Source organism: Streptomyces botrytidirepellens (genome assembly GCF_003721215.1).
GTDB lineage: Bacteria > Actinomycetota > Actinomycetes > Streptomycetales > Streptomycetaceae > Streptomyces > Streptomyces himastatinicus.
The window spans coordinates 1-13,113 of the sequence record NZ_RIBZ01000801.1; the positions used below are offsets into that span (position 1 = coordinate 1).

The following is a 13,113-nucleotide window of genomic DNA, read 5'->3' on the forward strand; positions in this document are numbered from 1 at the left end:
CCCGGCCCCCGACCCGGCCCCCGACCCGGCCCCCGACCCGGTCCCGGACCCGACCCCGGTGCCCGCTGCCGCGACGGGAGGCACCGCGACCGTGACGGCGGAGGCACTCGAGGCACCCCGGACACCCGCGACCGTAGAGGCACCCGAGACCGCAGAGACCCCCGAGACGGCCGAGGTGACCGAGGCCGTCGAGACCCGCCGTACGACCTCGCGGCGGCTGTTCGTCGCCCGGGCCGTGGCCGCGGGTGCCACGGCGGCGGCCGCCGGGACGGTCGGATACGGGACGTACACCGTGCTGCGCGGGCCGCGGGTCAAGCGCGTCACCGTGCCGCTCGCCAAGCTGCCGCGCCGCGCCCACGGCTTCCGGATCGCCGTCGTCAGCGACATCCACCTCGGCCCGGTCCTCGGCCGCTCGCACACCCGGCGCGTGGTCGAGACGATCAACCGTACGAACCCCGACCTCGTCGCCGTCGTCGGCGACCTCGTGGACGGCAGCGTCGCGGACCTCGGCCCGGCCGCCGAGCCGCTGCGCGGGCTGCGCAGTCGGATCGGGAGCTTCTTCGTCACCGGGAACCACGAGTACTTCTCCGGCGCCGAGCAGTGGGTCGACCACGTCCGCGAACTCGGCGTCCGCCCCCTGGAGAACGAGCGCGTCGAGCTGCCCTGGTTCGACCTCGCCGGGGTCAACGACGTGGCGGGGGAGGACGAGGGGCAGGGGCCCGACTTCGACCGGGCGCTCGCCGACCGCGACCGGGCGCGGGCGTCCGTCCTGCTCGCCCATCAGCCGGTGGTGATCGACGACGCGGTGGAGCGCGGCGTCGACCTCCAGCTGTCCGGCCATACGCACGGCGGGCAGCTGTGGCCCGGCAAGTACGTCGCGGCACTGGCCAACCCCACCGTGGCGGGGCTGGAGCGGTACGGCGACACCCAGCTCTACGTCACCCGCGGCGCGGGCGCCTGGGGCCCGCCGGTGCGGGTCGGGGCGCCGCCGGACGTCACCGTCGTGGAACTGGCCTCAACGCGCGCCTGACGCGGTTTCCGGGGCGCGGCGCGGGGCCCGGTAGCGGGCTGCTCGGAGCGCCGCGTCCTGAGCGGTCATCACGGCACCGGCGAACATCGTCGCGAGCTCGGACACCCCTAGGAGCCCTTCGCGGTCTTCTCGAAGGAGCTGAGGAAGACGCCGAGCGCCTGCTTGTTCTCCTTGGCGTTCCAGTCGTGGGCCGGTGTCGTCCACCGGATGGAGAAGCCCCGGCCGCCGCCGACCAGGAAGCCGCGGCCGAACGTGCGGAGCCGGTCCTGCCCGACCGCGGTGCTCCACTCCATGTCGGCGGCCTCCCAGTCGCGGTAGTCGACCCGTCGGATGTCGTCGATGCGCTGGAAGCCGGGGTACAGCTTCTCGATCGTCGGGATCAGGCGGCGCCAGCCGTCGACGGGGTCCTCTTCGGGGCCCTTCCCGAAGGTCACCACCAGATTGCGGTCGTCGCCCTCCGCGGCGAACTTGATGTGGAAGCGCGAGCCGCTCTTGACCTGCTTCCAGCCCTTGGGGAGGTCGATGGAGAACCCGCCCGCCTCGCTCGTGTAGCGGTAGTAGCCGGGCGGCGGCGGGTCGTCGGGGCCGGGGTAGGCACCGCCACCGCCCCCGCCACTGCCTCCGGCGGGGGGAGGTGAGGACGACGGGGGCTGACTGGGGGCGGACGATCCGGGCGGGGTTCCCGGCGAGGAGGACGGGGGGTCCTCGCGCGGCAGGCTGGGGGCGGCTCCGCCCGTCGGCGGGGCGGAGGGGGAGGTGTCGGAGGCGCGGTCGTCGCCGGTCAGCCCGCTGGTGGTGGCCAGGGCGAACACGGAGGCCACCGTTCCGAGGACCAGGGTGGCGACGGCCAGCGCCAACGGCCCGACGCGGCGCTTGCCATGGCGGCCTTCGGGTCCGCCGTCGCCTCTGCCGCCGCCTCCTCCTCCGCGCCGCGCCGACGGGAACCACGCCTCGTACGTATTGCGCAGCCACGGCAGGCGCGGCGCGGAGCGGATGGGGACGGGTTCGCCCTCGTTGAGGATGCGTTCCAGGGCCTGGCGCACCACCGGTGCTGTCAGCCGCTCCCGCGGATCGTCGCGCAGCAGCCCGTGGATGACCTGGACGAGCGGTCCGGCGTTCGGCGGGGATGGTGCGGGTTCCTCCCGGATGATCCGCAGCGTCTCCTCCGGCGAGGCCCGGCTCCGGTGCGGCGGACGGCCCTCGACCATGGCGAACAGGACCGCGCCCAGCGCCCACAGGTCCGACGCGGCGCACGCGCCGGTGCCGCGCGCCTGCTCCGGGGAGGCGTACGCGGGGTCGGTGACCTGCCGCGACGGCTCGGTGCCGACATGGCCGAAGCCGGACAGGACGACCTCGCCGTCCGAGCGCATCAGGACCCGCGCGGGGCTGATGTCACCGTGGACGATGCCCGCACGGTGGGCGGAGTCGAGAACGGCGAGGAGTTGCAGGCCGATGCGGGTGGCACGGACCGGATCCAGCCCGCCGCGCCATTCGAGTTCCACACTTAACGGGCGGCTGTCGCTCATGGGCCGGCCGATTCGTTCCTCTGCGCCGCGCTCCTGCGTGCCGGTCACGCTTTCACCCCTTGATGAACGTGCCCCATCCACCCTCTTCCCCTGGAGGTACGTCGAGGTCGCGGCGGGCGTTCAACGGCTGTGAAAACGCTATGAGCCGCGCCAGAACGCGACGGGCCCGCCCCGGGCAAGGGGGGCGGGCCCGTACGAACCAGCAGAGGCCTCAGCGGCGACGGCTCAGAAGCGACGCGTGATCAGCGCGCGCTTCACCTCCTGGATGGCCTTGGTGACCTCGATGCCGCGCGGGCACGCGTCGGTGCAGTTGAAGGTGGTGCGGCAGCGCCAGACGCCGTCCTTGTCGTTCAGGATCTCCAGCCGCTGCTCACCGCCCTCGTCGCGCGAGTCGAAGATGAAGCGGTGCGCGTTGACGATCGCCGCCGGGCCGAAGTACTGGCCGTCGTTCCAGAACACCGGGCACGAGGAGGTGCACGCGGCGCACAGGATGCACTTGGTGGTGTCGTCGAAGCGCTCGCGGTCCTCGGCGGTCTGGAGGCGCTCCCGCGTCGGCTCGTTGCCCGTCGTGATCAGGAAGGGCATCACATCGCGGTAGGCCTGGAAGAACGGCTCCATGTCCACGACCAGGTCCTTGAGGACCGTGAGGCCCTTGATGGCCTCGACCGTGATGGGCTTCTCCGGGTTGATGTCCTTGATCAGCGTCTTGCAGGCCAGCCGGTTGCGGCCGTTGATCCGCATGGCGTCGGAGCCGCAGATGCCGTGGGCGCAGGAACGGCGGAAGGTCAGGGTGCCGTCGTGGTCCCACTTGATCTTGTGGAGACCGTCGAGGACGCGCTCCTTGGGGTCGATGTCGAGCTGGAAGTCCTCCCAGTACGACTCGGCCGCGACCTCCGGGTTGAAGCGCCGGATCCGGAAGGTGACCGTGATCGTGTGCGCGGCGGTGGCGTCGGCCGGCTCCGGAGCCTGGTCCTGCTTCTCAAGCGTGGGGGTGCTCATCAGTACTTACGCTCCATCGGCTGGTAGCGGGTCTGCACGACCGGCTTGTAGTCGAGGCGGATGGACTCGGAGCCGTCCGCGCCCACCTCTCGGTACGCCATGGTGTGCCGCATGAAGTTGACGTCGTCGCGGTTCGGGTAGTCCTCGCGGTAGTGGCCGCCGCGCGACTCCTTGCGGGCCAGCGCGGAGATGGCCATGACCTCGGCCAGGTCGAGCAGGTTGCCCAGCTCGAGGGCCTCCAGCAGGTCGGTGTTGAACCGCTTGCCCTTGTCCTGGACGGAGCAGTTCTTGTAGCGCTCGCGCAGGCTGCCGATCTCCTCGACGGCCTCCTTGAGCGTCTGCTCGGTGCGGAAGACCATGACGTTCTTGTCCATGGTCTCCTGGAGCGCCCGGCGCACCTCGGTGACCCGCTCGGTGCCGGTGGCGTCGCGCAGGTTCTCGACCTGGTCGCGGACGAACCCGGCCGGGTCCTCGGGGAGTTCGACGAAGTCGGCCGTGGCGGCGTACTCCGCGGCGGCGATGCCCGCGCGGCGGCCGAACACGTTGATGTCGAGCAGCGAGTTGGTGCCCAGCCGGTTGGCGCCGTGCACGGACACGCACGCGACCTCGCCCGCGGCGTACAGGCCCGGCACGACGGTGTCGTTGTCGGACAGCACCTCGCCCTCGACGTTGGTCGGGATGCCGCCCATCGTGTAGTGCGCGGTCGGCTGGATCGGGATCGGGTCGGTGTACGGCTCGATGCCCAGGTAGGTGCGCGCGAACTCGGTGATGTCCGGGAGCTTGGCGTCCAGCTGCTCCGGCGGCAGGTGGGTCAGGTCGAGGAAGACGTGGTCGCCCTCGGGACCGCAGCCGCGGCCTTCGCGGATCTCCGTGTAGATGGACCGCGACACCACGTCCCGCGAGGCCAGGTCCTTCATGACCGGCGCGTACTTCTCCATGAAGCGCTCGCCGTCCTTGTTGCGGAGGATGCCGCCCTCACCGCGGGCGCCCTCCGTCAGCAGGATGCCCATGCGCCAGATGCCGGTCGGGTGGAACTGGAAGAACTCCATGTCCTCCAGCGGCAGTCCGCGCCGGTACGCGACGGCCTGGCCGTCACCGGTGAGGGTGTGCGCGTTGGAGGTCACCTTGAAGAACTTGCCGCAGCCGCCGGAGGCGAAGACGACGGACTTCGCCTGGAAGACGTGCAGTTCGCCGGTGGCCAGCTCGTACGCCACGACACCGGCGGTGCGCTTGACCCCGTCGACCTCGGTCATCAGGAGGTCCAGGACGTAGAACTCGTTGTAGAACTCCACGCCCTCCTTGACGCAGTTCTGGTACAGCGTCTGGAGGATCATGTGGCCGGTGCGGTCCGAGGCGTAGCAGGACCGGCGGACCGGGGCCTCGCCGTGGTTACGGCTGTGGCCGCCGAAGCGGCGCTGGTCGATCGTGCCGTCCGGGGTCCGGTTGAACGGCAGGCCCATCTTCTCCAGGTCGAGGACCGAGTCGATGGCCTCCTTCGCCAGGATCTCGGCGGCGTCCTGGTCGACCAGGTAGTCGCCGCCCTTGATCGTGTCGAAGGTGTGCCACTCCCAGTTGTCCTCCTCGACGTTCGCGAGGGCGGCGGCCATGCCGCCCTGGGCGGCGCCGGTGTGGGAGCGGGTCGGGTACAGCTTGGTGAGCACCGCTGTGCGGCTGCGCTTGGTCGACTCGATGGCCGCGCGCATGCCGGCGCCGCCGGCGCCCACGATGACGGTGTCGTACTTGTGGATCTTCATGAGTGGATACCTCAGCCCCGGGGCCTAGCGGATGTTCGGGTCGAAGGTGAAGATCACCAGGGTGCCGAGCACGATGGTGAATCCGGCCGCCGTGTAGAGCAGCCCCTTCAGCCACAGGCGGGTGTTGTCCCGCTCCGCGTAGTCGTTGATGATCGTGCGCAGGCCGTTCGCGCCGTGCAGCGTGGCGAGCCACAGCATGATCAGGTCCCATGCCTGCCAGAACGGCGAGGCCCAGCGGCCGGCCACGAAGGCAAAGCCGATCTTGGTGACACCGCCGTCCAGTACCAGCTGGATCAGCAGATGGCCCAGGACGAGGACGACCAGCACGATGCCGGACAGGCGCATGAAGAGCCAGCCGTACATCTCGAAGTTGGTACGGGTCGTCTTGGGCGTCTTACGGGTACGGGCCCGCGGCGGCTCGATGACCGGCGCCGGGTGGTCCACGTCGTACGCGCTGACCGCGTCGGTCGCGGGGGTGGTGGTCTCGGCGGACATGTGCGTCAGCTCCCGAACAGTTCGCGCAGCGTGTGCTGGAGGATCGGGTAGAAGGCACCGGCCATGAGGACGGCCCAGATTCCGACCACGGACCACAGCATCTGGCGCTGGTACTTCGGGCCCTTCGACCAGAAGTCCACGGCGATGACGCGCAGCCCGTTGAGGGCGTGGAACAGGATGGCGGCCACGAGGCCGTACTCCATCAGGTTCACGATGGGCGTCTTGTACGTCGCGACCACGTCGTCGTACGCCTCGGGGGACACACGGACGAGCGATGTGTCCAGGACATGCACGAACAGGAAGAAGAAGATGAGGACGCCGGTGACTCGGTGAGCCACCCAGGACCACATACCTTCCCGGCCGCGGTACAGCGTTCCAGCCGGCACGGAAAACCCTCCGGAAGCGGGGACTGGGGCCTGCCGGCTTGACTGTCGGTCGGGCCCGGCCGGGTACGGTCCACCGGCCCTGGCCATCGTAGCGACGTGCTGTCGGAACGCTCGCGCGGGGGGCTCAGGTGTGATCAAAGAAGCACGTGTGGGCAGGTCATGCGGGGTCGAACCGGGAGATGTCCGGCATGGGGGCACCCGGCGCCGTCAGCCGGGTGAGCCGCCCCCGGGCGATGCGGCGCAGCTCCTCCGCGGCGTTGGCCCGCTCCTCCTCCGGTTCGTTCCCCAGCCGGTCCCGGATTCCGGTCAGCAGCCGGTCCAGCGTCTCGTCGGGGGCCAGGCCGTCCAGGCAGATCACGAAGGCATGGCCGAAGCGCTGCTCGTACGCGGCGTGCGCGGCGCGTAACGCGGTGTGCGCGGCCAGCGAGCCGACCCCGGTCTCGGCGGGCGGCGGATGGCCGGTCATGGACTCGTCGGCCAGCGCCTCGGCGAGGTCGGCCGGGGTGAGGTCGTAGCTCGCCTCGTCCCCGGCGGCCAGCAGCGCGTCGAGATCGGGGTACGGGCGGTGGTCCGCGATCAGCCGGGCCCAGCGGCGGCTGCCGCAGCAGGACAGCAGCGCCGCCTCGGCGGCGTCGGCGGTCAGGCGGTTGAGCCGGTCGAGGCCGTCGGCGTCGCCGGACCGGGGACCGGGTCCGGGACTGGACCTGGGGCCGGGCCTGGGCCTGGGACTGGACCGGGGGCTGGACCTGGACAGCGTGGACTCCTTGGGCGCGCGGGGACACACGGGGCGCGTGGGGGAGGTGTGCTGGGGGCGTGAGCAGTACACGGTAACGACGTGGAGAGGTGGGTGTGGCGGAGACGGCGTAAATTCACTCGTAGGGGGACGTTTTGTGGCGTGAAGTAGACAGGGGCGTGACGTAGAGAACAGCCGCACGGAGAGAGAGCAGCAGCTCGTCGAGCGGAGGTGCCCGCCATGGGGTTGCCCGTCAGAGCCGCCAAGGCGGCCATCCTCCGCGGCAGCGTCGTCGGCGCTGCCGCGACCGCCGTCCTCATCGGCCTCGGGTGTCAGCAGACGCAGCCCACGCAGCACGGCTCGGGCTCCCCGCGGGCCCCCTCCGTCCCCACGCGGCAGCACACCGCCGGTTCGTCGGCGGCCACGCATGCCGGCGGGGCGCCGCCCACCTGGCCGCGCTCCACCGCGCCCCGCACGATCCCCTCCGTCCGCGCGTTCACCCCGCGGTCCGGGCCCGGCTGGAAGCCCGGCAAGAACAGCCGGGTGGTCGCCGACCTCAAGGGCCCCCTCGCCGACGAGGCCCGCATGACCGCCGCCGAGCTGGGGCTGCGCACCGCGTCCGGCACCCCGCGCCGCGGTGATCTGTCCCTCGCCGTCGCGCCCGGCCAGGGCGGCGGCGCCGAGGGGTACACGCTCACCGTCCGCAAGGGCAGCGCCCGCGTCACCGGCCCGGCCACCGCGGGCGTCTTCTACGGCACCCGGACCGTGAAGCAGGCCCTGCGCTCCGGCGGCAAGCTCCCCGAGGGCGTCATCCACGACCGCCCGGGCCGCGCCCAGCGCGGGCTGAACCTGGACATCGCGCGCAAGTTCTACACCGCCGGATGGATCGAGGCGCGGCTGCGCGAGATGGCCGACCTCAAGCTCAACCAGCTGGGCCTGCACTTCTCGGACGACCAGGGATTCCGTATCCAAAGCGATACCAACCCGGAGATCGTCTCGCCGCAGCACCTCACCAAGGCCCAGGTCCGGCGGATCGTCGCGCTCGCCCGGCAGCTGCACATCACGGTCGTGCCCGAGATCGACTCGCCCGGCCACCTCGGCGCGGTGATCCGGCAATACCCGGAGCTCCAGCTGCGCAACGCGGGCGGCACCTCGTTCCAGGGCGACGTGGACATCTCCAAGCCGGGCTCCGCCCGGATCGTGGACCAGCTGATGCGCGAGTACGCCCCGCTCTTCCCGGGCCGCTACTGGCACCTGGGCGCCGACGAGTACCTGGCACTCACCGTCAAGGACCCCGAGGCGTCGTTCCCGCAGCTCGTCGCCGCCGCGAAGCACAAGTACGGCTCCCGGGCCACCGTCCAGGACCTGGCCACCGGCTGGCTGAACGACCGGGCGGAGGTCGCCCGCTCGCTCGGCAAGGAGCCCAAGGCGTGGAACGACGGCTTCTTCAGCGGCGGCGTCATCGCGCCCGACAAGAACATCGAGGTCGAGTACTGGACCGGCCGCACCCGCTGGGCCGCCCGGCCGCCGGTGGAGTACCTGCGCGAGGGCCGGAACGTGGTGAACCTCAACTCCGAGTACCTCTACTACGTGCTCGGCGAGCCCAACGGCTTCTACTACCCCACCGGCAAGCGCATCTACGACGAATGGACCCCCGGCACCCTGCGCGGGACCCAGCCCGTCTCCGACGAAAAGCTGACCGGCCCGAGCCGCGTCCTCGGCGCCCGCTTCGCGGTCTGGTCCGACCAGCCCGAGGCGCAGACCGAGCAGCAGGTGGCCAGGGGCATCCGGCTGCCGCTCGCCGCGCTCTCCCAGCGCCTGTGGAACCCCGGAAAACCCCCGCTGAGCTGGTCCGCCTTCATCCGTCTCGCCGACCGGCTGGGAGTCTGAGCAGCACACGAGGCAGGGCAGAGCGAGGCGCGAGGGAGACAGGGGGAGAAGGAGGGACGGCCGGGGCCGCCACCCCCCACAGGAGAGGCCCCGACCGCCGTCCAGCGCGGGCCCGTGAAGGCCCTTGCTCCTTATAGCGTCGCACGCTTCGAATGCGTCACACCCGCTGCGGACCCGAAACCTGACCGTTACGGGCACGCGCACGGGCACGCCCGGCGTGTCCATGCCCTGGGCCGACTCTGGACGGGACCGGTCGGATGCCCGTAACGTGCAGGTCCGCGCTGCGGGCGCGGTCAGATGTATTTTCTCGCGTGGCTCCGATCGGGCCACGTCCCCAGGGGGATCAAGAAATGTATCCGTGCGGGAACTGCCGCGCTGTCGCCGTCGGCCCCGACGGTCGCTGCGCGGCGTGCGGCACCTATCAGCAGCAGCTGAATCCGGCTCCGACCGCCGGACCCGGGGGTTACGCCGCGGCGCCGCCCGTGTCCATGCCCGCGGCGGGCGCCATGCCCCCGGGCGGCGTCGACCTGCGGCGCGGGCTGGCCACGACGCTCACCGTGCTGTTCTCTCTGATGATTCCCACGCTGATCCTGGTCATGATCGGGCGCGGGGGCCAGTACGGTGTCGTCTCGGACATGCTCAGCAACAACGGCGACGTGTCCCTCGACGACGCCAACGAGGCCGACAGCTTCTACGTGGCCATGACGGGCCTCAACGCCCTGGTCGCCATTCCGGCCACGATCGTGTGGGCCATCTGGTTCCGGCGGCTGCGGCTGAACGCCGAGGCGTTCGCGCCCGGCCAGCACCGGATGAGCCCTGGCTGGGCCGCCGGGTCCTGGTTCACCCCGGTGGTGAACCTCTGGTTCCCCAAGCAGATCGCCAACGACATCTGGCGCGCCAGCTCCCCCCAGGGGCCGCACCAGGTCAACCGCGCTCTGCTCAACGGCTGGTGGGTGACCCTCCTCGTCTCGATCGGCGTCGGCCTCATGGGAAGCGTGCAGTACACGGCCGCCGACACGAAGCTGACGCAGCTGGAGACCGGCGACGTCAGCGGCTTCGGCGAGGTGCGCGGGGTGATCGAGGACATGAAGTCGGCCCTCGGTATCAGCATCTTCGCGATGGTGATCACGATCGCCGCCGCGATCCTCGCTCTGCTGCTCGTCCGCCAGATCACCGCCATGCAGGAGCAGCGCGCCGCGCTGCCGCCGCAGGGCCCGCAGGGCCAGATGCCGCCGTCCCCGTACGGCGCGCCCGCGCCCAACCCGTACGGCGGCGGCGCCCCCGGCAACCCGTACGGCGCGCCCGCCCCGTCCCCGTACGGTGGTGGCGCACCGCAGATGCCTCCGGTCGTCCCGCAAGCCCCGCCCGCCCCGCCATCCGGCCCGCCCGGCGGGTCGCCCTACGGGCAGGGCTAGCGCGGCGCCCGGCATCGCTGGACCGAGACTTCTCCGAGTGGGGCAGGAAGAGAGCGTGCAGGGGGACGACGCGGAACTGACCGCCGCGGTGAACGCGGCGCAGGATGGGGACGAGACCGCCTTCCGGACCGTGTACCGATGCGTGCACCCCCGGCTACTCGGTTACGTCCGCACCCTGGTCGGTGACGCCGACGCGGAGGACATCACCTCCGAGTCCTGGCTCCAGATAGCCCGCGACCTCGGACGGTTCAGCGGAGACGCCGACCGGTTCCGCGGCTGGGCCGCCCGCATCGCCCGCAACCGCGCCCTCGACCACATACGGATGCGCGGCCGCCGCCCGGTCATCGGCGGTGACGAGACCGAGCTGGAGACCCGGGCGTCCGAGGCCGACACCGCCGGAGAGGCGCTGGAGTCCCTCGGCACCGGCCGCGCGCTCAGCCTCGTCGCCCAGCTCCCGCAGGACCAGGCCGAGGCGGTGGTGCTGCGGGTGGTCCTCGGACTGGACGCCAAGAGCGCGGCCGCGGTCCTCGGCAAGCGCCCCGGCGCGGTACGGACCGCCGCCCACCGCGGCCTGCGGCGGCTGGCCGATCTCCTCGGTGACACGCCCGTGCTCGACGGGATACCCGGGCAGCGGGAGACGGGGGTGGCCAGGTCCGCAGGTGTGACGGAATCGGGCGCGCCAACGCAGAAGGACATGTGATGGCCGACGACCACCGCTATAGCTGGCTGGATGACAAGGCCGCGGAGCGGCTGCTTCGCGGTGAACCGGTCGAGGGGCAGCACGGCACCCCCGACGGCCGGAACGATCGGCCCCACGCCGAAGCGGAACGGCTGGCGGCCGTGCTCGGCGCCGTGGCCGAGGCGGGGCGCCGTACGGACGGTGCCGCCGCCGATGGCACCGCCCCGCTCCCCGGCGAGGAGGCGGCGGTGGCCGCTTTCCGCGCCGCCCACGCCAAGCCGTCGGTGGTCGCCATTTCGGCAGAAGGCCAGGTGAGGGACAAGTCAACGCGCATAGCGCGACCGGCCGACCCTGCCGCGCCGCGGACCGGATGGCGCGGGACGCGGCGTCCGCTGCGCGCGGGCATGGTGGCCGCGATCGCCGGGTGCGCGCTGAGCGGCTTCGCGGTCGCGGCGGCGGCCGGTGTCCTGCCGTTCGGGCAGAGCGGCGGCACCCCGGGCCCCGGCGCGAGCGTGTCGGACACCGGCCCCGGGAGCGGGGAGTCGGCGCGCCCGGAGATCTCCGAGGACGACGGCTCGCCCGACCCCCACGCCCCCGGCACCTCGGAGGGTGCTCAGGGCCGCGGCGTACCGGGCGGCGACGACGGCAAGGGCAAGCACGGCAAGCACGACCCGCATGACAAGCCCGGCAAGCAGGGCAAGGGCAAGGGGTCGAAGCCCGGGGCCTGGAACAGCGGCACCGGCCCGGACAACGGCACCGGACAGCGCGCCCTGGGTGCCTGCCGCCGTTACCTGGCGGCGGAGGCCGGAACCGGCCCCGGCGTCGGCCCGGAGGCGATGCAGAAGCTGAAGCGGGCGGCGGGCAGCCGGTCCGCCATCCACGACTACTGCGTACGGCTCGTCGGCTACGACCCCGTTCCGCGCGGCGGCACCGACGACACGGGCACGACCGCCGGTACCGGTGACGACTCCGGGAGCGGCGACGACGGCGGTTCCTCCAACCCCGCGCCCCCGCCGCCCTCCGGGGACGACGGCGGTACGCCGAGCCCGGAACCCACGCCGTCGTCCGACACCCCGTCGAGCACCCTGTCCGGCACCCCGTCGAAGGAACTGTCCGACACCCCGTCCGGCGGCTCGTCCGAGACCCCGTCCAAGGACTCGGCCACGACACCGTCCGACTCCGCGACGACTGCGAAATCGGGCGCTCCCTGAGGCGCCCGCGCACCTCCCGCGCATCTGGTGTGACGTTTTTTTCAGGGGTGACGCTGTAAGAAACGGGCCGACTGGTCATCGGCCGCGCGAGAGCCGAGGTTCCCCCCGTACCGACGGCTCCGCGCATCGGCGCGGGCAGAGCACGTTCCCCCGGCTCTGCCCGCGCCACCCCTCTTTTTGCACACTCAACCGGCGCCGCTCTCGCGGACCGGGTCCTCGCCGTCGTGGTTCCTCAATTGATGGCTGATGCCCTTACTTGTAAACGACTACCTTGTCGCCCGCCTTGACCTGGTTGAAGACCGCCGCGATCTTCTTCTTGTCGCGGACGTTCACACATCCGTGCGACGCCCCGTTGTAGCCGCGGGCGGCGAAGTCGGCCGAGTAGTGCACCGCCTGGCCGCCGCTGAAGAACATCGCGTACGGCATCGGGGTGTCGTAGATCGTCGAGACGTGGTCCCGGCTCTTGAAGTTGACCTGGAAGAGCCCCTCCCGGGTCGGCGTGTACTGCGAGCCGAAGCGCACGTCCATGGCCGAGACGACCCGGCCGTTGATCATCCACGCCAGCGTCCGGCTGCTCTTGCTGATGCACAGCACCCGCCCGGTCAGGCACCGCGAGTCCGGCTTGGCCAGCGGGTTGGTGGTCGGCGGGTACAGCTCGTCGCGGGTGGGCGGGGTGGTGCGGGACCGCAGGGAGGTCCAGGTGCGGCTGTCCACCGAGCCGGTGGCCGACAGGCCGCGGGCGCGCTGGTACGAGGCGACCGACGCGCGCGTCACCGTGCCGAAGTAGCCGGTCGGGTTGCGGTCGAAGTGCCCGAGCCGGCGCAGCCGCGCCTGGAGTTCGCGCACCCGTTCGCCGCTGGTGCCGAAGGCGATGACGAGCGGCGCCACCCGCGGGGCGCTGCGCGGTTTCGCCGCCACCCGGGTGCGGGGCGGGGTGGCCCGGCGGGGCGTGGCCCGCGGGGTGTGCGTGAACGTGCGGTGCGGGCGCGGCGCGG

12 protein-coding genes are annotated in these 13,113 nt (G+C 71.9%); 5 read left to right on the forward strand and 7 right to left on the reverse strand.

Annotated features, from left to right (window positions below):
* The coding region (locus tag EEJ42_RS41060; RefSeq protein WP_148082200.1) for a metallophosphoesterase at positions 1–1,030 on the forward strand (1,030 nt) is incomplete at its 5' end.
* Positions 1,031–1,137: 107 nt separating this feature from the next.
* On the opposite strand, the gene EEJ42_RS41065 is transcribed toward EEJ42_RS41060, so the two are convergent.
* The 6 genes from EEJ42_RS41065 to EEJ42_RS41090 form a co-directional block, all read right to left on the reverse strand.
* Complete coding sequence (locus EEJ42_RS41065; protein ID WP_123107235.1) at positions 1,138–2,556, reverse strand: protein kinase domain-containing protein; 1,419 nt, start codon at positions 2,554–2,556, stop codon at positions 1,138–1,140.
* A gap of 225 nt (positions 2,557–2,781) precedes the next feature.
* On the reverse strand, positions 2,782–3,555 hold the full coding sequence (locus EEJ42_RS41070; RefSeq protein WP_123107236.1) for a succinate dehydrogenase iron-sulfur subunit: 774 nt from the start codon (positions 3,553–3,555) through the stop codon (positions 2,782–2,784).
* Positions 3,555–5,309, reverse strand: coding sequence for a succinate dehydrogenase flavoprotein subunit (gene sdhA, locus EEJ42_RS41075; RefSeq protein ID WP_123107237.1), 1,755 nt, complete (start codon positions 5,307–5,309; stop codon positions 3,555–3,557). The genes EEJ42_RS41070 and sdhA overlap by 1 nt, the downstream gene beginning before the upstream one ends.
* Positions 5,310–5,333: 24 nt before the next feature.
* Positions 5,334–5,804: a succinate dehydrogenase hydrophobic membrane anchor subunit gene (locus tag EEJ42_RS41080; RefSeq protein ID WP_123107238.1), complete on the reverse strand. Its 471-nt coding sequence runs from the start codon at positions 5,802–5,804 to the stop codon at positions 5,334–5,336.
* 5 nt (positions 5,805–5,809) lie between these two features.
* Positions 5,810–6,190, reverse strand: a complete 381-nt coding sequence (gene sdhC / locus EEJ42_RS41085; RefSeq protein ID WP_123107239.1) for a succinate dehydrogenase, cytochrome b556 subunit — start codon at positions 6,188–6,190, stop codon at positions 5,810–5,812.
* 157 nt (positions 6,191–6,347) lie between these two features.
* Positions 6,348–6,974 carry a 2-oxo-4-hydroxy-4-carboxy-5-ureidoimidazoline decarboxylase gene (locus EEJ42_RS41090; protein ID WP_425473044.1) on the reverse strand — a complete coding sequence of 209 codons (627 nt, stop codon included), beginning with the start codon at positions 6,972–6,974 and terminating at the stop codon, positions 6,348–6,350.
* A gap of 189 nt (positions 6,975–7,163) precedes the next feature.
* Here EEJ42_RS41090 and EEJ42_RS41095 point away from each other — a divergent pair, with 189 nt between their 5' ends.
* From EEJ42_RS41095 to EEJ42_RS41110, 4 genes are all read left to right on the forward strand, one after another.
* The gene (locus tag EEJ42_RS41095; RefSeq protein ID WP_123107240.1) at positions 7,164–8,813 is read left to right on the forward strand and encodes a beta-N-acetylhexosaminidase; all 1,650 of its coding nucleotides are present in this window, start codon (positions 7,164–7,166) and stop codon (positions 8,811–8,813) included.
* A gap of 488 nt (positions 8,814–9,301) precedes the next feature.
* On the forward strand, positions 9,302–10,228 hold the full coding sequence (locus tag EEJ42_RS54030) for a DUF4328 domain-containing protein (protein ID WP_281291619.1): 927 nt from the start codon (positions 9,302–9,304) through the stop codon (positions 10,226–10,228).
* 55 nt (positions 10,229–10,283) lie between these two features.
* A complete protein-coding gene (locus EEJ42_RS41105; RefSeq protein WP_123107242.1) occupies positions 10,284–10,928 on the forward strand; it encodes an RNA polymerase sigma factor in 645 nt (214 codons plus the stop codon).
* Positions 10,928–12,118: a hypothetical protein gene (locus EEJ42_RS41110; RefSeq protein ID WP_123107243.1), complete on the forward strand. Its 1,191-nt coding sequence runs from the start codon at positions 10,928–10,930 to the stop codon at positions 12,116–12,118. Before EEJ42_RS41105 ends, EEJ42_RS41110 begins: the two co-directional genes overlap by 1 nt.
* 252 nt (positions 12,119–12,370) lie before the next feature.
* On the opposite strand, the gene EEJ42_RS41115 is transcribed toward EEJ42_RS41110, so the two are convergent.
* Positions 12,371–13,113 (reverse strand): L,D-transpeptidase family protein (locus EEJ42_RS41115; RefSeq protein WP_246097688.1); only part of this gene is annotated, 743 nt, incomplete at its 5' end.